The organism is Mesorhizobium sp. ORM8.1 (genome assembly GCF_053005525.2).
The window spans coordinates 5,852,505-5,870,983 of the sequence record NZ_CM132600.1 but is presented as its reverse complement, the minus strand read 5'-3'; the positions used below and the strand labels follow the sequence as shown (position 1 = coordinate 5,870,983).

General features: G+C 60.0%; 20 protein-coding genes and 5 pseudogenes. 11 read left to right on the top strand and 14 right to left on the bottom strand.

Features of this window, described 5'->3' with window-relative positions:
- Positions 1-55 precede the first annotated feature (55 nt).
- Positions 56-262, top strand: coding sequence for a hypothetical protein (locus tag ACVDG8_RS29465; protein ID WP_447251580.1), 207 nt, complete (start codon positions 56-58; stop codon positions 260-262).
- A 44-nt stretch (positions 263-306) separates the two neighbouring features.
- The gene (locus tag ACVDG8_RS29460; protein ID WP_447251579.1) at positions 307-783 is read left to right on the top strand and encodes a YbhB/YbcL family Raf kinase inhibitor-like protein; all 477 of its coding nucleotides are present in this window, start codon (positions 307-309) and stop codon (positions 781-783) included.
- Positions 784-1,131: 348 nt separating this feature from the next.
- Here ACVDG8_RS29460 and ACVDG8_RS29455 read toward each other — a convergent pair whose 3' ends face one another.
- On the bottom strand, positions 1,132-2,016 hold the full coding sequence (locus ACVDG8_RS29455; protein WP_455707336.1) for an NADP-dependent oxidoreductase: 885 nt from the start codon (positions 2,014-2,016) through the stop codon (positions 1,132-1,134).
- Positions 2,017-2,602: 586 nt separating this feature from the next.
- On the opposite strand from ACVDG8_RS29455, the gene ACVDG8_RS29450 reads away from it, so the two are divergent.
- Entirely contained in the window at positions 2,603-2,791 is a 189-nt protein-coding gene (locus ACVDG8_RS29450; RefSeq protein ID WP_447251577.1) for a hypothetical protein, read from the top strand.
- A gap of 590 nt (positions 2,792-3,381) precedes the next feature.
- Here ACVDG8_RS29450 and ACVDG8_RS29445 read toward each other — a convergent pair.
- Both ACVDG8_RS29445 and ACVDG8_RS29440 read right to left on the bottom strand, forming a co-directional pair.
- A complete protein-coding gene (locus ACVDG8_RS29445) occupies positions 3,382-3,591 on the bottom strand; it encodes a hypothetical protein (protein WP_447251576.1) in 210 nt (69 codons plus the stop codon).
- 116 nt (positions 3,592-3,707) lie between these two features.
- Entirely contained in the window at positions 3,708-4,490 is a 783-nt protein-coding gene (locus tag ACVDG8_RS29440; RefSeq protein WP_447251575.1) for a gamma-glutamylcyclotransferase family protein, read from the bottom strand.
- Between the two features lie 156 nt (positions 4,491-4,646).
- Between ACVDG8_RS29440 and ACVDG8_RS29435 the strand changes: the two genes are divergently transcribed.
- The 3 genes and pseudogenes from ACVDG8_RS29435 to ACVDG8_RS29425 form a co-directional block, all read left to right on the top strand.
- Positions 4,647-4,850, top strand: coding sequence for a hypothetical protein (locus ACVDG8_RS29435; protein WP_447251574.1), 204 nt, complete (start codon positions 4,647-4,649; stop codon positions 4,848-4,850).
- Between the two features lie 101 nt (positions 4,851-4,951).
- A pseudogene (locus ACVDG8_RS29430) lies at positions 4,952-5,691 on the top strand (DUF4142 domain-containing protein).
- A gap of 22 nt (positions 5,692-5,713) precedes the next feature.
- Positions 5,714-5,956, top strand: a pseudogene (locus tag ACVDG8_RS29425) (general stress protein); the annotation flags it as partial.
- Here ACVDG8_RS29425 and ACVDG8_RS29420 read toward each other — a convergent pair.
- The 3 genes and pseudogenes from ACVDG8_RS29420 to ACVDG8_RS29410 all read right to left on the bottom strand — a co-directional run.
- A pseudogene (locus tag ACVDG8_RS29420) lies at positions 5,954-6,193 on the bottom strand (catalase); the annotation flags it as partial. The pseudogenes ACVDG8_RS29425 and ACVDG8_RS29420 sit on opposite strands and share 3 nt — an antisense overlap.
- A gap of 536 nt (positions 6,194-6,729) precedes the next feature.
- Positions 6,730-7,098 (bottom strand): alpha/beta fold hydrolase, encoded by a 369-nt coding sequence (locus ACVDG8_RS29415; RefSeq protein ID WP_455707335.1) that lies wholly within the window; start codon positions 7,096-7,098, stop codon positions 6,730-6,732.
- Positions 7,095-7,544, bottom strand: coding sequence for an alpha/beta fold hydrolase (locus tag ACVDG8_RS29410; RefSeq protein ID WP_455707334.1), 450 nt, complete (start codon positions 7,542-7,544; stop codon positions 7,095-7,097). Before ACVDG8_RS29410 ends, ACVDG8_RS29415 begins: the two co-directional genes overlap by 4 nt.
- Before the next feature lie 439 nt (positions 7,545-7,983).
- Here ACVDG8_RS29410 and ACVDG8_RS29405 point away from each other — a divergent pair, with 439 nt between their 5' ends.
- Positions 7,984-8,313 carry a hypothetical protein gene (locus tag ACVDG8_RS29405; protein ID WP_447251572.1) on the top strand — a complete coding sequence of 110 codons (330 nt, stop codon included), beginning with the start codon at positions 7,984-7,986 and terminating at the stop codon, positions 8,311-8,313.
- A gap of 100 nt (positions 8,314-8,413) precedes the next feature.
- Here the strand turns inward: ACVDG8_RS29405 and ACVDG8_RS29400 are convergent, their stop codons facing one another.
- Positions 8,414-8,719 (bottom strand): hypothetical protein, encoded by a 306-nt coding sequence (locus tag ACVDG8_RS29400; RefSeq protein ID WP_447251571.1) that lies wholly within the window; start codon positions 8,717-8,719, stop codon positions 8,414-8,416.
- Between the two features lie 144 nt (positions 8,720-8,863).
- Here ACVDG8_RS29400 and ACVDG8_RS29395 point away from each other — a divergent pair, with 144 nt between their 5' ends.
- Both ACVDG8_RS29395 and ACVDG8_RS29390 read left to right on the top strand, forming a co-directional pair.
- The gene (locus ACVDG8_RS29395) at positions 8,864-9,067 is read left to right on the top strand and encodes a DUF2934 domain-containing protein (protein ID WP_447251570.1); all 204 of its coding nucleotides are present in this window, start codon (positions 8,864-8,866) and stop codon (positions 9,065-9,067) included.
- A 301-nt stretch (positions 9,068-9,368) separates the two neighbouring features.
- Positions 9,369-10,316: pseudogene (locus tag ACVDG8_RS29390) on the top strand (IS481 family transposase); the annotation flags it as partial.
- Positions 10,317-10,325: 9 nt separating this feature from the next.
- Here ACVDG8_RS29390 and ACVDG8_RS29385 read toward each other — a convergent pair.
- The 5 genes and pseudogenes from ACVDG8_RS29385 to ACVDG8_RS29365 all read right to left on the bottom strand — a co-directional run bounded on the left by ACVDG8_RS29385 (position 10,326) and on the right by ACVDG8_RS29365 (position 14,739).
- Positions 10,326-10,451: a hypothetical protein gene (locus ACVDG8_RS29385; protein ID WP_455707888.1), complete on the bottom strand. Its 126-nt coding sequence runs from the start codon at positions 10,449-10,451 to the stop codon at positions 10,326-10,328.
- Entirely contained in the window at positions 10,435-10,929 is a 495-nt protein-coding gene (locus ACVDG8_RS29380; RefSeq protein WP_447251569.1) for a diguanylate cyclase, read from the bottom strand. Before ACVDG8_RS29380 ends, ACVDG8_RS29385 begins: the two co-directional genes overlap by 17 nt.
- Positions 10,930-11,295: a response regulator gene (locus ACVDG8_RS29375; RefSeq protein WP_447251568.1), complete on the bottom strand. Its 366-nt coding sequence runs from the start codon at positions 11,293-11,295 to the stop codon at positions 10,930-10,932.
- 14 nt (positions 11,296-11,309) lie between these two features.
- Positions 11,310-14,415, bottom strand: a pseudogene (locus ACVDG8_RS29370) (CheR family methyltransferase).
- Between the two features lie 99 nt (positions 14,416-14,514).
- Positions 14,515-14,739: a hypothetical protein gene (locus ACVDG8_RS29365; protein WP_447251567.1), complete on the bottom strand. Its 225-nt coding sequence runs from the start codon at positions 14,737-14,739 to the stop codon at positions 14,515-14,517.
- Positions 14,740-14,976: 237 nt separating this feature from the next.
- On the opposite strand from ACVDG8_RS29365, the gene ACVDG8_RS29360 reads away from it, so the two are divergent.
- Entirely contained in the window at positions 14,977-15,558 is a 582-nt protein-coding gene (locus ACVDG8_RS29360) for a response regulator (protein ID WP_455707333.1), read from the top strand.
- 66 nt (positions 15,559-15,624) lie between these two features.
- On the opposite strand, the gene ACVDG8_RS29355 is transcribed toward ACVDG8_RS29360, so the two are convergent.
- Both ACVDG8_RS29355 and ACVDG8_RS29350 read right to left on the bottom strand, forming a co-directional pair.
- Positions 15,625-16,059, bottom strand: a complete 435-nt coding sequence (locus tag ACVDG8_RS29355) for a hypothetical protein (protein ID WP_447251564.1) — start codon at positions 16,057-16,059, stop codon at positions 15,625-15,627.
- Positions 16,060-17,288: 1,229 nt separating this feature from the next.
- The gene (locus ACVDG8_RS29350; protein ID WP_447251563.1) at positions 17,289-17,849 is read right to left on the bottom strand and encodes a sigma-70 family RNA polymerase sigma factor; all 561 of its coding nucleotides are present in this window, start codon (positions 17,847-17,849) and stop codon (positions 17,289-17,291) included.
- A gap of 207 nt (positions 17,850-18,056) precedes the next feature.
- Here ACVDG8_RS29350 and ACVDG8_RS29345 point away from each other — a divergent pair, with 207 nt between their 5' ends.
- Positions 18,057-18,347: a helix-turn-helix domain-containing protein gene (locus tag ACVDG8_RS29345; RefSeq protein ID WP_447251562.1), complete on the top strand. Its 291-nt coding sequence runs from the start codon at positions 18,057-18,059 to the stop codon at positions 18,345-18,347.
- Positions 18,348-18,479: the final 132 nt, after the last annotated feature.

Sequence of the window (18,479 nt, the reverse complement as noted above, 5' to 3'; positions counted from 1 at the left end):
AATTCCACCGTTGCGCGGTTTGGCGGTAGGCGGACTTGTGGAAGGAAGTTATCTCATGAGCGAGAATAAGCATCCAAAGGGGAAAAAACCGAGCGACGCCGACCTCGCGAACAATCCAGGCATTGCCACATCGAAGGGTACGATCAAGGAAGGTGAGGACCTCGACCTTGAAGGCGAGAACACGGTTGAGGGCGATGTCGAAAACGACACGAGTGCCGCAGGCGGGATCGATCCGCGACAGAAGATGCGGACCAACAAATAAATAGCCCTTATGGCCGAGCCTTGAAGTACGCGAAGGAGCCAAACATGCCTCTGACACTCGCCAGCCCAGCATTTTCCGACGGCGGTGACATCCCTGGGCGATATACGCGCGATGGCAAGAATATATCTCCGCCGTTGAAGTGGTCTGGGATTCCAGACGAGGCGAAGAGCCTTGTTCTTGTCGTGCAGGATCCTGACGCGCCTAGCGGAATGTTCGGGCATTGGGCGGTATTCAACATGTCCCCCAAGGTCGGGGAACTTCCCGAGGCAGAAAGCGGCAGGCCAGGCCCCCAAGCGCTCAGACAGGCGATAAACGATTTCGGCAACGCCTATTACGACGGCCCCGAACCGCCGGTCGGACATGGAGTTCACCACTACCACTTCAGGCTGGCCGCACTCGATACGCCAGCGCTCTCCGTGCCGGCGGACGCGGGCATCGAGCCTATCTGGCGAGAAGCGCAAAAACACGCGATCGCCCAGGCTGAGTTGATCGGAACATACGAACGAACCGGTTCACCGTGATTTCTGCCACCATAATTCCCGGCGTTGCCGGCCAAGGCGATATTCCATGTCTGGGACCATCATGTGGTTCATCGTCGTTGCAGGCAGGCCGCTGCTGCTCGGGCTTCTCAACCGATGCCGGGGGTAGCCGCGCGGGACGTGAGGAAAGCCGACGCGCCACCGAACGACTCTATCGCGAGGATGAATAGCGCTCTTCAGTTGCATACGGGTTGAGGAAGCATCATGCTTGGCAACGAATGGCAGATATCCTAGCGGATTGTGTTCCAAGTTCACGAAATCGCATGGGATGTTGTACCATCATTGGCGTCTTCATCGTCCCGATGGCGTGAGGTCCGCCCTCACGAACGCTTACGCCGCAATGTCCAACACGATTTTCCCGCGCACATGTTCGTTTTCAAGCATGCGCTCTGCTGCTGCCGCGTCGGCGAGCGGGAAGATGCTACCAACCTCCACGCGCACTCGACCGGCATCGATCAAACGGCCGATCTCTGCAAGTTGATCGCTGTTTGGCTCGGCCATGTAGTGAACCCCGCGTGCGTTGTGGGTGGCCGCCTTCTCCTTCGACGGCTCCTTCAATGTCGAGACGATGATCCCGCCGTCTTTCAGCACCGACCATGAGCGATCCTGTGTCTCGCCGGCGATGAGGTCGAAAACAACGTCGATGTCCTTGGCGACGGCCTCGAAGCGCTGGTTCTTGTAGTCGATCACTTCGTCAGCGCCGAGGCTGCGCACGAAGTTGATATCGTCCTGGGAACAGGTGGCGTAGACCGTAGCGCCATGCGCCTTGGCCAGTTGCACCGCGAAGTGGCCGACGCCGCCCGCCGCGCCGTGGATCAGGATATTCTGACCATCGGCCAGCCCGCCATGATCGAAAATGCCTTGCCAGGCCGTGATGGCAGCCAATGGGACGGCGGCGCCATGGACATGATCGAGTTGCTTGGGTTTGGCCGCGCATCCAGCAACACCCACGGCGACGAACTCCGCGTAGCCACCGCGATCGCGCGGCAACATCGCATAGACCGCATCGGCGGGCTGGAACTGCTGTACATTTGAACCAACGCTTTCGACGACGCCGGAAATATCCCGACCGAGCGTGAGCGGAAGTTGGTCCGGCGGCACGTAGCCGCCATTGCGCATTTTATAGTCGACAGGGTTGACGCTTGCCGCATGGACGCGGATCAAGATTTCATCGGCCTTTGGCTCCGGTATTGGCTGCTCCTCGAGCTTCAGCACATCGGGGCCGCCAAATTCATGAATGCGAATACTGTGCATCGTCGTCTCCTCTGAGTCATTGGCTGAGTGCGGTCGCCGCCCTGCGCGATCGACTGGATTTCACCGCCTAACCATGAGGATTGGCGATGGTTCCCTCAGGCGTCGCAATGGCTTTGAATTTCACCGCATTCGGAACGCAATGGGTCTGCATCTTCCGGTGCTCATCGAGTACTTCGAGCGCTTTACGTTTCGTCAACGCACGGAGGACGTGCGGCGTCCACCGCGAACAACCCGAACTCGCTGTCGGTCCAAGTCGATGAGGCCGCGACCCGCATCCGAGAACAGGTCGACGCCGATATCATCGTCGCGCCATATTCGACCGAGGCACTTGGGAGTGCGGCGGCCTTGACGGCCGCCGATTAGGACTGTGGTCTTACCTCGCGGGTCTTTGGTCCCCAGACACGAAACAAAATGCACGCCGCTGCATTGGGCACGGACTGGCGAGCAACGTTCCCTTCGTCGTCAGTTGGTTGGATGTCCGCCATTTCCCCGATCTGGCGGGCATCCATCGAAGCCGGAGGTAACTGTGTCGATACCGCGAGATATTATGACCAGAAATTCCAAGGCCCTGGAGACCAGGGTGACGGATTTGCAAAGGAGAATGCAGGCCGCCAGCGTGAGCGTCGACGACATGCAGGCATTTGAAAGGGTCGCAGATCTTTTGGAAAATCGTCGCGGCTCCATCGATGGGGACGACTTGGTCGCGCTTTCCTTTGTCACTTCGGATGAACTCTAAGGAACGTCCAGATGGACGCGACAGCGTGGGCGATCCAGAGGCTGCATCGGTCTGCCGGCATGTCGAGATGGCGCACCCGATTTACTCATCGGCAGAGCTTTGCAAAAATCGTCGACTGCGCGCCTGGCTAAAGCGACCAGCGGCCAACTGATCGGTTGGTGTAAAGAAATTGACGTCACTGAGACTGCTTCACTTCCAACCGGATATACAATTGTGGCGGTGACTCGCGGCGCAGAAAGCAAACTTCGAACCGGCAGCTACATCGTGCCTCGGAAGACAGACTACACAGCCGGTGTTACCGATCGCCGCAACACTCCTCTTCCTTTGTACTCGCATCTTTCTGACAAGGGAAAGCAAGCCGCGACCGGGTGGAGAACCTATGGACGCGCTACGATTTCGGCCGCAACCGGTCTTCGCCGCTTGGTGGGAGACCTACAGAGCAAGACCTTTCTCGATATCGGCTGCGGATCAAACGCTCCCAAGCCTTCGAGGCGTTCGGTCGATGCGAACGTGACGGCCGCGGCTGGCGAACTTGACGTTTCGGTCCGCGCAGTCAGCCATCAGATCCACCCAGAAGAACCGACTCCCAATCAGTTTTCATCTATCAAACTAGCCTCAACTTTCCGCAGGTGCTCGCCCGCGATCTTCAACAGCGCTTCGGCGCTTTCATGCGGTGTCCACCCCTGTGCTTCTGCGGCAGTCACCAATTCCGCAAACGCGGCTTCCAACGCGACTTCACAGTTGACCATCCGATCTGGATTGCCATCAGGTAGGATTGGTGGTTCGACGGACTGGGGCATCCCTTGCTTTACCGCAGTCCCAAAAAGCTCAGAATTGCAATGACGATCACAATGGCTCCAACGAGCCAAATAATCCTATTCATGCTCTCTCTCCCGCTTGGTGGAAGCCCACGCCTCTAAGAACGCGGTCCGATCGGATGCGCGATCTTCGGCAGGGGATGCAGGGCATCGCCTGCCGCAAACATCAAACTTTTAGAGACGGCTAATGTTCCATCCTGCCGCTTCAACGTCGACGAGATTTGGCTGAAGATAACGGCATTTGCGAAGACACCTCCCGCGCCTTCCGCCCGTTGATCCAGAGGGTTATGCCAAACCTTAGCGGAACCTAATGTTGTCGCGAAACTACGCGAGAAATCATGCAGGCGCGCTATTGAGCGGCGCCAGGAATTTGCCAACGGGAACTGAGGTACCCGCACCAAAGAACATGACCGCGCCACGATGCAATGATGTTCTGCTGATGTTCGCGGCTGGATCGCTTGACATGAACTATCGCAACCATGGCGGGATGAAACGACTGTCGAGATATTCGTCGAGCGGCTGCGTGTGCCGTGGCACTGCAGGTCCGTCGCCTTCATGTAAACCATGGCTCGGATCGGAGAACCGCCGGCTTCAGGTATGACACTGATGTCGAGGCGATAATTGCCGGGCTTGTCTACGGATTCATCGAGAGCAGCCAGTTGCTCGGCATTGATGACATAAAGCTCTCCGGTCACGCGCTTCCCGGCGCCCGGAGTATTGATCATCGTCGGCGCATACCAGGGACCTGCGACCACCATCGGATAGACCTGCGCTGTGCAATAGCCTCCAAGAAAAGCAGCCCCACGCAGGCCTTGGTCATGGAGCGCGAAGCCGTGCTTGAGCGTACCGAACACAAACAGTTTCAGGTAATCTCGCTCCATCAGCCAACCCGTTCCGCCTTTTAGCGGCCAACGCACCTGCCCCTTTCAGGGTTCCCAGGAAGCGCAGGTGCGAGACATGGATCATTTTGCCATTTCGCCGGTTAGGCGTCGTGGCGGTTTTAGGCGTGAGCGGCTTCAGGCAATACGAGGTCGAAAATGGGCAAGAGGAAGTTGGAATCGGGGAACAATGAGCTGCAGCGGGTGAGCGCCGGCGTCGTTTCCGAGGCGAGCTACTTCGCCCGCAGGTGCGGATTGACCACTGAAGAAGCGGTAGCGCTGATGATCGCGGATCATGGTTTTCTTGAGAGCGAGACCGTTCCGATCAAGAAGTCCAAGCATCATCGAAAAGTGCCGAGATGAACAATTCTGTCGAGGCGGCAAGCGCGACCGATCGGAATAGCCCGAACGAACCGCTTGCCGGGCAACAAAGCTGCTCGCTGCTTGTTCCGCTCCCACCCCGATTGAAGCAAAGGCTTGCATCGCTGACATTGGCATCGGCGGTGACGTTCGCACCGCCCGCCTTCTCTGCCGACGACGCGCTGACGTTCGTCAACAAGGCAGCCATCGGCGGAATGTTCGAAGTCGATTCCAGCAAGATCGCGCAGGCCATGCCAAGGATCAAAAGGTCAAGGACTTCGCCCAGAAGATGATCAACGATCACGGCGCGGCCAATGCCAAGCTGCAATCGATCGCCGGGGAGCAGAAGTTGCAGGTGCCGGCCGAATCCGACGCCGCGCACAAGAGCGACCTGGAGAAACTGCGGAATACCTCGAACGGCTTCGACCAGCCTTACGTTCAGTTGCAGCGCAGCGCCCATGCCGATGCCGTCAACCTGTTCCAGTCCTACGCCAAGGACGGCGATAATGCGACGCTGAAGGCCTTTGCGGCGGAGACGCTGCTGACACTCAAGATGCATCAGGACATGATCGAAAAGATCGCCTCGGCGATGCCGTCGACGGCGGACGCAGGCATGCCGGTTCGTCAAGTCGAGCTCGAGCCCCAAACCGGCTGCGCCGGTCCCGGGCGCCAACAGCTTCACCGAGACGCAAGCCATGAACCGCATTCAGGACGCCGGCTATAGCGACGTCTCTTCCTCTCCAAGGATGCCCAGGGCATCTGGCGGGGCCAGGGGAAGAAGGACGGCAAGAGCACCTCCGTCGCGCTTGATTATCAAGGCAACGTTTTTGCCGGCCAGCAATAAGTCACAACGAGGAGAGATCACGATGCAAACGATCACCGCACTGTTCGACGACTATGACGACGCTTCCGACGCCGTAGGCGAGCTCGAGTCCGTAGGTGTGCCGGCTGCTGACATCAGCATTGTCGCCAATAATGCCGATGGCCGGGACCAGAATGCCGCCTCCGCCGCCAGTGAGGACGCAGCCAGCGGCGCCGGCATCGGCGCCGTCGTCGGAGGCGCCGGTGGCTTGGCGACCGGGTTGGGTGCGATGGCCATTCCAGGGCTCATGATCGAAGTGGAAGATTTTTTCACGGAAGTGGAAGTCTTCGATCAGCGTCGGCCCGCGTTCGCCGACCTTGAGCGTGTTCTGGTCGTCCGAAACCGGAACGCCAAGCGCCGTCGTCAGTACCTCGGTCTTGCCTTCGGCAATCTGATGCAGCTCGCCACCATTGCCGCGGACCAGCTTCTGATCGTGGATGGCAGCCGTCGCCTGCTCGTCGGTCCGATTGGCTTTCCTAGGCATTCCCGTCTCCTTGAGGATGGTTTGGATGGATGTCAGGTCGAACCGTCGACAAGAAGGAATGTTCCAGAACGATTTGACCGACCTAGTCTCTCAGCGATGTCACGCTCTGGTTTGCTTTCGGTTGGCCGGATTCGCCGGTTCCCGGAGCGTTGTTTTGGCTTCGGCCGACGCCCGAACCCGGTCGAGGTCGGGCGCCTCGGATTTCTGCCGATGCACCCAGGCCGGAAGAAGCTCGGCCAGCAGGCTGCGCATTCTGGCTTTCATTCCATTAAATCGCTTCCGCATGAGCTTGTGCCGGACGGTTTGCGGCCGGTGCAGGGATGCTGATATCCTTGGTGATCACCTTGGCCGCGGGTCTTGACGGGATGTTTTTATCCGACTGGACTGTCTTGGCCGCAGCGGCAGGGCGCGCGTGGCTGCGTGCTTCGGCACCGAGAATTAGAATCTTCTTCCAACGATCATTTGGGAATTTCCTTGTGAGCGCGCCTAACGTAGAGCGCATGAAGTTGTTCCCGCCTGGCGAGAGGGAACTCCTCCTATTCGTTTTGCTCGTTCAGAAATTTTCCGAGCGCCTGGCGCACTTGCTCCGGCGCCTCGCGCGTCGGGAAGTGTCCGACGCCGGGCATCAGTCGCCGGTCATAGCCAGCCTTGAAATAGCGCTCCTTGCCCTCCGACGATTTGGCCAACACGACGCGGTCAGCCTCGCCGTGTAACAGAAGTGTCGGTAGCGTGATGCTTTGGGCTTCTATTTGTTTGCGCGCCAGTTCGGCGTAACGCGGATCAGGCTCGGTCTCGCCCCACCGCACGCGATAGGAATGCAGGGTCACGTCTGCCCAGTCGGGATTTTCAAATGAGTTGGCCACACGGTCGAAAAGTTCGTCGTCGAACCAGCCGGGAGGGCTCAATTGTACCATTGGAAGCGGGCAAAGGCGCGCCTGTCTTTTCGCACGCTTTCCTCGCCGCGTTTCGTGGCCATGAACCACTGGTACCAGAATGCCTTCACCTGTTCCAAAGGCGGTGTCGACAGTTTGCCGGGCTGCCAGCCGAGCGACATCGCTGCACAACATCTCAAGCGCGCGGGACAGACCGAGGCGAGCAGATAGACGATGCGTGCGCCCCAATCGTGGCCTACCACGGCAAATCGCTCAAGCCCGAGCGCGTCGGCGAAATCGAGCACGTCCTGCGCCATCGCAGCGATCTCGCCTGAACGGATTGTTGCATCGGAAAGGAAGGCCGTCGGCCCGAACCCTCGCAGCCACGGCGCGAAGGTGCGAAAGCCGGCAGAGTGCAGGAAAGGCACGACGTCCGCAAACGTCGTTGCATCGTCAGGCCAACCATGGAGAAGGAGCACCGGGGGGCCGTCCTTCGGCCGCCGCCCAAATAGCCGATGCGCAGAAGCATTGTCGCAAAAGGAAGGTGCTTGCATTGGCGAGCTCGGTTGCAGCGCCCGGTTCGAGCTCCGAACGCTTAGGCTGCTGTCTACCAGGCAGCCCAAACCTATGAAGGTCAGGATTGTTCCGCAAGCGTGAGGCCGGCCGTTTGTCTCGCAAGGTCCAGCCCGGGCGCCTGCGATGCCAAGCTCGAACAAGCGCCAGGGCCCGTCATACCGGAATGCAGCTCACAAGCCGATAGAGACATCCACCTAACGGGACGTGGATCTGACCCGCATTCTCAATGACGATTTCCGGCGATCGCGAAATACTGTTTGGAATGCCCGGCGACTGGGAACATCTCAAACGTCTGGAGGTTCGGACCGTATCGCAATCAGGCGATCAAACCAGGAGATTACAATGATCAAACTTCTCACGGCATCGATTCTCGCGCTGGCTTTGACAGGCTCGGCCATGGCACAGACCGGCTCTGGCTCCGGAACCGGCAGCGGCAACACCAGCGGCGGCGCAACCATGGGTACCGGCAATGGCACCGGCACGACGACAGGAGCCGGTAGCGGCGGCGGCGCGGGCGGCACCAACAACGGCACCGTCGATCCGAACGCCACCAACAGCACGACCAATTCGAACGGGATGAACGACCGCTGCAAGGATGCAGCCGGCAACGACACCGACAACAACACAGCAACCGGCACCACTGCGTCCAACACGCAGAACTGCAACAAGTAGGCCTCCGCCTAAGGCTGCCGCGAAAATTGGCCCGCCGCTCTGGCGGGCCTTATGTCGCAGGCCGACCGCGCGCAGGCGGTTCAGCCCTTTCCTTAGTCCTTCACATAGGCCCCGGTTGGCGACCGGTCCTTGGCGCCTTGGCATCCTTGGAACGCTCGGCGATCGACGGGCCGGCACCGGAGGTCTTTTGCGTTGCCGAGCTGGGCGTCGCGCGGCCCGGCGCATTTTGACCGTCCGACTGGTGGGTCTTGTCCTCGACCTCGCCCCTTTTGCGGGTTAGCCCCATTCCGCCGGCCGGCTTTTCGTTATTTGCCGCGTCCTGCGAGAATGCATCGGACGGGTCGGGATCGGCGTTGGCGGGGTATTTGGTGGCGCCGGCTTCCCGGCGATTTTCCTGATTGCTCATGACGTTTCTCCGGTTGGGTTCAATGGATAACAACCGCGCCACGCCAAGACCGTTCCCGCGGCAGGCCCGGTCACAAACCAACCCGCCCGTTCAATGGAACAAACATCAAGGCCCGAGATTAGGGAGCCTCGGGGAGGCTCGGTCATGGACAGGGAAGAACGCATCAAACGCCGCGCGCATGAACTCTGGGAGCGTGAGCGACGTCCCGAAGGCCGCCAGCAGGAGCATTGGGACCAGGCGGTGCAGGAGGTCGAGTCCGAAGGCTCGGAAGCCGAGCGCGGTCCTGTTGCGCGCGACCCGACGGTCGGCGCCGGCTCGGACCCCGCCATCAACAAGCAAGGGGACTAGAAAATACGGGCAGCGCGAGAAAAGAAACTGCAATGGCTCGAGCTACCCCATGGATTGCGGTTGTCTTGGTCATATTGGTCGCCCTCTGGCTTTGGTTCGACCGCGATAGAAGACGCCCCGCCGGAGGCGCCCAGCAACCCGCGCCCCACGCTCTCGACCAAGGCGGCTGATTTTTCTTGGAGCTCGGTGACGCGTCGTCTGCAACGATCGGCAGCCTGGACTAAACAGCTGGACTAGGTGTGTAGTCCCCGAGTGTGATGGGTGCATCATCGAACCTGAGTCGTCAGGATGAGGATGCCCTATGGCGAGTGTTCTTCACGGCAGCGCCCGCACGACGCCGAGTCTTCGAGCCGAGCTCCAAGCGTCGCCAGCGAGCACCAGGTTGCCACCCGGTATGGGCTGAACCCGAAGACAGTGGCCAAGTGGCGCGAGCGGACCACGACGGCCACGCGCCGATGGGTCCGAAGACGCCCAGAAGCACGGTGCTGACACCGGCTGAAGAGGCTATGGTGGTGGCGTTCCGCCAGAAGACGCTGCTGCCGCTGGACGATGTTCTGGGTTGCCTGAGGGATAGGTTCCCTAACCTCAGCCGCAGCGCCTTGCACCGCTGCCTCCAGCGCCATGGCATCTCACGACTGCCGGTCGAAATGGTCAAGGAACAGCGCAAGCGGTTCAGGACCTACGAGATTGGCTATGTCCATATCGACAGCTGCGAACTGCGGCATGCGGACGGCAAGCTGGTCATGTTCCTGGCGATCGACCGCGTGTCGAAGTTCACGTACGTCGAGTTCCACGCCTGCGCCGGCAAGATGGAAGGCGCGGCCTTCCTCAGGAACATGGTCGGCGCCTTTCCCTATAAAATCCACACTGTGCTCACCGACAACGGCATGGCCTTCGCCGATCTGCCCAAAAACCGCAACGGTCCCAGCCGACGCTTCCTTGGGCCGCACATCTTCGACCGGGTCTGCATCGCCAATGGCATCGAGCATCGGCTCAACAAACCCTACCATCCTTGGACGAATGGTCAGGCCGAGCGGATGAACCGAACCATCAAGGACGCCACGATCAAGATCTACGACTACGACGACTTGAAAAGCCTCGGGGCCCATGTCCTGGCCTTTGTCACCGCCTACAACTTCGCCAAGCACCTCAAGGCCATGAGATGGAAAACACCCTATCAGGTGATCTGCGACGCGTGGACAAAGGACCCGTCAACTTTAAAATTAATCCGCACCACCTCATTCCGGGGACCGCACACCTAGCGCAGCGTGGTATCGCCGGGTTCGTGCCACGTTGCCTTTGGCGGGACCAGGCGACCTGAATTGGCGCGCCAGCCCCTGACGAACTCCTCCAGATAGGGGAGGAATTCAAACAGCACGATCACGATCATCACCGCCGCAAATATAGCTCACCGGCAATTGCTGCTGTTTCCAGGTGATGTCGTAACGGGCCGGCTCGCTGCCGAAGCCGAACAGCGCCAGGAACTGGCTCCAATGCAGCGCGACGACACTGATGATGCCCATCAGCGGAATCATCTCCAGAAAACTGTGAACATGCTGCTCGACGGGCCCGACCGTTCGCGCCGTGGTGGCATAGCGCACGTCCCACATTGCCGTTGCCTCGTGAATGAGGAAGGCGACGATCATCACGGCTATAATCAGTGCGTTGACCTCGAGGAACATCGCCGCCAGCAACGGCACACCCACTTCCGCGAACATCAGCAGATGGATCAGCGATTCCTTCGCGCCCGTCGTGGTCTCTATGTGCGTCGCGCGGTGGCAGAGCCAGTCGGCAAAGCCGGCGACCAGCCAGACCGGCAGCACGAAATACATCAGGATCAGTACCACCGGATCGGCGAGCACTCACTCTCCTTCCGGTTTCAACCGTTTCTCGGCCAGCGCCGCGACCACGTCGGTGAGGCCATCGGCGGCCACCGGCTTCTGTACCACCGGTACGGCGGCGAATCTGGCCGGGATTTCGGATGTCCCATAACCGGTGACGAAAGCGAAGGGAATGCTCTTTTCCTGCAGGGACTCAGCGATCCGGTAACTCGTTTCTCCGTTCAGCTGTATGTCGAGCAGCGCGGCGTCGATCTTTTCCTGCGCGATGTGGTCGAGGGCTGCCTTCACGGAAGGCACAGGTCCGACGACACGATGGCCCGCACTTTTCAGACTCGCTGCGTGGTCCGCGGCGATCAGCCACTCGTCTTCCACGATCAGGATGCGCAATGCGGCTGCCAAACTCAGGTCTTTCGGTCGAGCGGAACGGAGATGCGTACTCTCAAACCCGCCGGATCGAAAAAGGTTTCCGCTGTTCCACCCAGACGGTATTCGATTTCGCCCTTCACCAGCGACAGGCCAAAGCCGCCCTGTTTCGGGTCGACGACAGGCGGGCCATCGATTTCCGTCCAGGTAAGGCCAAGGTTGTGATCGCGAAGCGACCATTCGATATCGACTTTGCCGCCTTGTTCACTGAGGGCGCCGTATTTGGCCGCATTCGTTGCGAGTTCATGCATCGCCATGCTGAGCGACAAGGCTTGCTGAGGTCTGAGCTTGATCGACGGGCCGGAGACCGAAAAACGTTGCGGGTCGAAGGGCGCCGCCTCCTGGATGACCAGTTCCGCGATCGACACTTCCGTCCAGCCCTCGCGCGATAGCATCCCGTAGGCGCGGGCCATGGCATGGAGCCGCCCAAGCAGAGCGGCCGCGAATTCCTCCTTGGTCGAAGAGGTTTCGACGGTGCGGTTGGTGATGCTGGTGACGACAGCCAGCATGTTCTTGACGCGGTGGTTCAACTCCGAGATCAGCACCTTTTGGTGCTCCTCGGCTTCGGCGAGTGGGGTTACGTCGACCAGCGTCACCACCACGCCGTGGATGCGCGCGCCCTTGTCGCGATAGGGAATGAGCCGAACCATGTGGTAGTGGCCCCGCACATCGCGCGCCAGATGGTGGATGACCGGCTCGCCGGTCTCGAAAACCTTCTCGATGTGGCTGCGCATTTCCGGATAATCGAGCTGGTTGGAAAGCTCCGTGAGCGGGCGTCCGACATCGGATGGGCGCAGATTGAAGAAGGATGAAGCCGCTGGCGTGAAGCTGCGGATCACCAACTCGCGGTCGAGGAACACGGTTGCGATGTCGGTGCTCTCGAACAGGTTTTTCAGGTCGCTGTTGGCGTGGTCTAGTTCCTCGATCTTGCCGGACAGCTCGGCATTGATCGTGTTCAGCTCCTCGTTGAGGGACTGCATCTCCTCTTTCGAGGCCTCGAGCTCCTCGTTGGTCGACTGCGCCTCCTCGTTGACGGAGACCAGTTCCTCATTGGAGGACTTCACCTCCTCCAATGCCGTCTCGTACTCCTCGATGGTCGATTGTAGACGCTCGCGTGTTTCGCGCAGGTCGCGCTCGAGATGGGCCAGGTCATCGGGAGAGCTGCTGCCGCGCTCGGCGTCCGACTTGTCGCGGGACGGTCCGACCGACTGGAAGAGCACAAGGTAGAACGGCTCGCCGCTACCGCGGTCGGGCAACGGCTCGACCGTGATGTTGACGAGCTGCACGCGGTCGTCCTCGCCATCGACGGCGACGTTCTCGCGCAGCACGATTTGACGCGTCGTCACGGCCTCGCGCAGCGCGGCGCGCAAATCGAGCCGCAGACCGCGCCGGGCCATGCCGAGCAGGTTGCGGCTGGGTACGCCCTGGGGCGGTTCGAGATAGCGTCCGGTTCGCGCCGAATAGTAGACGACGTCGCCTTCCGCATTGACCACGACATGCGGTGGCGCGTGGCGTTCCAGAACCTGGGATTCGACGGATTGCCGCAGCGGATAGCCGGCGAGTTCGCCTATCCTGCCTGGTCGCCCATCGGACAGGAATGGAACCCCCCGGCTGCTTTCGCCGACCAGCAGCGGCAGGCGCGACTTTGGCAATACATCCTCGCGCGCCCTGAAGACACGTTGCTTTTTGTCGACGGTCGCGAACAGGTCAGTGTGCTGGCCGATGCTTTCCGAGGTGCCGAGGAAGAGATAGCCGGAGGGCTTCAGCGCGTAGTGGAAAATCGGGATCACCCTGTTCTGGATATCCGGGCCGAAATAGATGAGAAGATTGCGGCACGAGACCATGTCCATGCGCGAAAAGGGTGGATCCTTGATGACGCTGTGCGGCGAAAAGACACACAGTTCGCGCACGTCGCTGGTCAGAACGAAGCTCTCGTTCTCATTGTTGAAGAACCGCTGGCGCCGCTCGGTGGAGACACCATCGAGCATGCTGACGGGATAGCGTGCCGAGCGCGCAACCGTGAGCGCCGGCTCGTCGATATCGGTGGCGAAGATTTGTATCCTCGGCACGGCCGACAACGTGTCCATATGCTCACGCAGCAGCATACCGATCGAATACACCTCCTCACCGGTGGCGCAGCCCGGCACCCAGATCCTGATCGTGTCGGAGGCGGTCTTGCCCTCGAATAGCTTCGGCACGACCTTTTTTCCAGGAGTTCGAAGGCGTCGGCATCGCGAAAGAAGTTGGTGACGTTGATCAGGAGGTCGCGAAACAGCGCCGTGACCTCGCGCGGATCCTTGCGCAGCAGGTCGATATAGCCGGACAGCGATGTCATTTGGCCGATCTGCATGCGTCGCTTGACCCGGCGGATGAAGGTCTTGGTCTTGTAGCCGGAAAAGTCATGGCCGGACTGGGACCGCAGGATGTCGTAAATCTCCGCGCGCGCGCGTCGATATCCTCCGACGCGTCCTCGCTGTTTTCGGTCAGTCTGTCGAGACTGTCGAAGCCGCGGGCAAAGTCCATCAGCTTTTCGCCCATTTCCTCCGCGGACACGGCCATATCGACGACGCCGCTGGCAATCGCGCTCTGCGGCATGTCAGGATTGCGCGGGCCTGAGCCGTCGCCGGCTTGCGCCAGCACGAAGCCGCCATGTTCCTTAATCATCTTGGCGCCGAGCGTGCCGTCGCCGTCGCCGCCCGACAGGATGACGCCGACGGCGTACTCACCCTGGTCTTCGGCGAGCGCACCGAAAAAGATATCGACCGGTTTGCGCTCACGGCTCGCCGCGGTCGGTCGCCGCAGGTGCAGCTTGCCGTCATCGATCGTCAGGATGGCATTTTGCGGCATCACATAGACTTTGTCCGGCTCGACCTCCGTTGCGTCCTCGGCGATCGTTACGGGCATTGCGGTGTAGCGCCCGAGCACGTCGTGCAGCAAGCTCTCGCGCTCAGGGCTAAGATGGGTCACGACGACGAAGGCCATGCCGGGCGCGTCCGGCAGACCCCTGAAAAGACTTTCCATAGCCGGAATGCCGCCAGCCGAAGCGCCAATTCCGACGATCGGCAATCTTGAGTTATGCGACACTTACCCCGCCTTCCGATTGCTTGCGCCACTGTAGATAAGGCGGCAACGACGTTTGACTACGCTGGTTCTGCCTAGGGAACTAACCGGAGCATCGCCGCGTCAAGCGTTTTTGATCAGCAGCAGCCGCATTTGCGCAAGATCGCGGCCAAGACGCGCGGATCGATTCTTCTCCCGCGCCACCTCGATCATCGAGCGCAGGTCATCACCGGAATCGCCGAGGTCGTTTGCTGTGCGCCTGGACAAGATCCATAGCAATTCGGCTTCGTCGCGAAGTTCGCGCTGCAAGACACGCAAATCCTCCAGATGACGCCCGATCTGGTCCATGCCAAAGCATGCTCCGTCCGAACGGCGATCACAAGGCCGGTTTGGCCCAAAGCTTTCAACAATTATCCTGCACCCGGCCAAAGCCACCGGCGGGAACAACTTGAAACGGGCGGCGTTGAGCGAGGTCTCGGGTACGTCAATGTCTCATGCCGAGGAATCTCAAACCGTTCCCGTGAGTGGAAGCGGAATGGAAACCTTTGCCGGTGGCTGTCGGCCTCAACAATGTTGGGAGATAAGGTGGAATTTCTTGCAGAAACCAAGATCCTGATTGTCGAAGACGAGTTCCTCGTCGCTGACGACATCGCGCGTTATTTCGCCGGACTAGGCGCGAGCATATTAGGTCCGGTTTCTACCGTCGCTGAGGCGCAATCTTTGGTCGAACGTGCCGATGCGGCCGTGTTGGACATCGACCTCCACGGCGCCTCCGTGTTCCCGGTCGCCGATCGCCTTTTGGAGCGCGGCGTCCCCTTCGTCTTCTTTAGCGCGTATGACCGGAACGTCATCCCCTCCCGGCTCGATCATGTCGCCAACCTGATGAAGCCGGCCGATCGGCGAAAAATCATTGCGGCGCTTTTTCCCGGCAAGGACCCGCAGGAGCGCTTAGAGGATCCGCTTGATGTGATGACGCTGCTGCCGAAACTGCGGCTGGCCGCGCGCCTCATGCTTCCGGACGCCAAGGCCGCAGACCGGCTGATCGAAATGACGCTGGAGCTAGCCATTCGCGACGTAGCTGATCGTCCTGCCGGCATGTCCACCGAGCTATGGCTGAACTCCATCCTGAAACGGGTCGCAAGCAACTCGGCCGGTCTGCTACATTGATTTTCAGCGATTGGTCGGGCAGCCTACGCAATTCCGCAGTCCGGAGAATCAAGGCCGGCGCTATATTCAGTGCGCCATGAATCCTTTTCTCAACCAAGCCAATATCTTGCTTCCATTGATGATCCTGCGGACACGTCCAGCGGCCCAGCCGGCCTGCATCGTGGCGCCGGCATGGCAACTGCAGACGATCTCATGCAATTGCCAATCGGAGAGTTCGAAAAAGCGTTTGGCTTCGCCGTAAGTATCCGATTGCATGCCCGATGCGCGCAGCAGTGGATCGTCGAAGGCGACGGTGATCGCCGATCCCGCCGCTCGTGCTTCCGCACGGACACAGGGGTGCAGATGCTCGGTGCCGGTAAGCGCGGCAAGACAGCGCGTCGGATTTCTATCGAGCAGTTGCGCCCACCGCTCTATCCGTTGCGTCCTTGTCGCGAGCGGAGTTGGCGATAGCGGACTGATGTCCGCGACTGATTGCAGTTGATCGAGTGTCTGGTGCTTCATGACTCACTCCTGTTCGTCGTTCGACTACCAATCCTCAGGCCTTCGCCGCAGGACCGAGCGACGCGAATGCCCGCGCCCTTGAGGGCGTGGGCGCGGGCCGATCACGCGGGCCGATCAGATGTTGCCCACGGATCTTCAACAAACACCACGCGGAGACATCTGCAGCGACACCAAACTGAATTCCTTCGCCAATGTTCCAGGCGGACAAAAAACTGTTTGGCCGGAAATGGTAGGACGGGGTTTGGCTCATGCGGAGGATTGAAACCGCGGGCCGTTGGTCCTGTTCTGCCCAATGGAACATCCAGATCCAGCCGGAGCTTGAGGCGCCCCGCTGCAAGGAGCATCACCGTGGACGCCGAACGCACCCCTGCCGAAAACAGAGTCGACCTCCAGTCAGGCGCTACCAGCACGCCAGCTTCGCCAATCAGGCAAGCTTTGCCTACGCGATGCGGCCGCAGGACGATAAGCATACCCCCGCCCCGCTTCGGACATCCCGATTTCCTTTTCTTGCTGTCGGCCGATGAGCAGCCTAACAGCGGCGACGAAGCAATGTTCCAAAGCAGCGCCTTGGCGCCGGAGCACCTTTAGCGGCGCATTGAGCAAAAGGAACTTGATGAAGCATGGGAACAAACCTTTTGCCAGGCAGTTCGGGACCAAAAACCAAGGCTGCCCGAAGGCAAACCTGCAAAGAGTCGTCGTGAAACGCATACTGGCGACGGGGGCTTCATTGGTCGCCAGGAGCTTATAAGGTGCGCGTCTGGATGCGCTGCTGGAGCAGGTGCATGGCACGGAAGCGATCAATCCTGCTGGCGCCGAGGCGATGAAGGGCGACTTTCGTGACGGTGAGACCGTGCCGAGTCGTTGTCGACGTTGATGTCATCGGTCTCCTGGCGTGGGCCAGTCCATGTATGAGATCGCCCGCCATTGTCGGAACCAGAATGTTGTGTAGATTCGGAACGGATCGGCTCTATCGCCGAGAGCACATTTGCAACAACCGTCCGTGATGAGTGGCGCCAAGGGGCTACCATTTGTTTAGAGAAAACCAATGTCTCGCATAGGCTCGCGTAACCTCGCTTCCCACGCCGGCTTGGGACTGGACACCGAGATTGCAACATTGTTGAGCGCTATCGAACAGGAGAAGGTTCCTGATCGCCTGACGCAACTTGCCATCGAATTGCAGAATGCACTTGTCCAAAGGCGGCGGCAAGAAACCACGAATTGATGTCCGGCTAGCCTCCGTTGGCTGCCGAATCCCAGTGATCCTCGGCCAGTGGATGACGTTTCTCCACCAGTGCGTGAGATGACGTCTCTCCCAGAAATTCCAGCACACCCGCCCGCGCACGGTTGAGCCGGCTTTTCACGGTTCCGACCGCGCAGCCGCAAATCTCGGCCGTCTCCTCATAACTAACGCCGAGCACGCCGATCAGCATCAGCACCTCGCGCTGATGTGCCGGCAGCTTCTGGATCGCCTGGTGCACTTCCCTGCTTTGAACGGACCAGTCTTGCGACGCTTCCGAAACAGGCCGGCCGGAGGCGCAGTCGAGCAGGCCGGGCGCTTCGCGCGCCGCAGCCCTGATGCGGGTATAGTGGGTGTTGCGCATGATGGTGAAGAGCCAGGACTTCATGCGCGTGCCCGGCTCGAATTTGTCGAGATTTGCAAGGCCCTTGGTCAAGGTTTCCTGCACCAAGTCATCGGCATCCTCCGGCACGCGGCAGAACGTGCGCGCGAAAGCACGCAAGGCTGGAATGAGATCGACGATGGAAGCACTGTCCGCCTCTTCGGTCCTCATGGCGCTGTCTCTGGGCAAGATGGTCAGGCCCCAAGTGATGAATGCAGATTACGAAGAATGCACGAAAATCGCGAACGTTCCTTTCCGGAACGAACTCACTTCAAAGCGACGATACTCGCCTCTTGGACAGCAAGCCAAACCAAGCGGCCGCCTACGGAACGGACTGCTCATGGCGCCGTTGTTGCAAACAACAAACGGATGACTTTCTTGGCAAATTTGACACCAGAGCTTTCGAAAGCGGAGCGTGCACTTCTGAATTGGCCCCAGATGCGGCTTGGCGCCAGGTCAGGTCTGAGCAAAGGGACGATCCGCGCGTTTGAAGACGGCCGCCGGATCCCGGCGCAGCATAAGCTGGAGGCAATCCGCTACGCCTTCGAGGCCGCGGGTGTTGCGTTCGTCAGCAGCAGGCCGGACAAACTGGCAGTCCGTTTGAAACGACTCCGCCGGACCAACCTCTCGGACGGAGAGGCTGGGATCATCGACGGCAGCGAAATGTAGTCACGCTCGCGGCTGCTGTTTCAGCTTCTTCGTTAGCCCACTCAAGGCGACCAGTCGCCTGCGAAATGCTGTGCTCCCTTGCCGCCACCAAACCGTGACCCGGCGGAAACGAGGCGGGGGAACAAGGTCCGG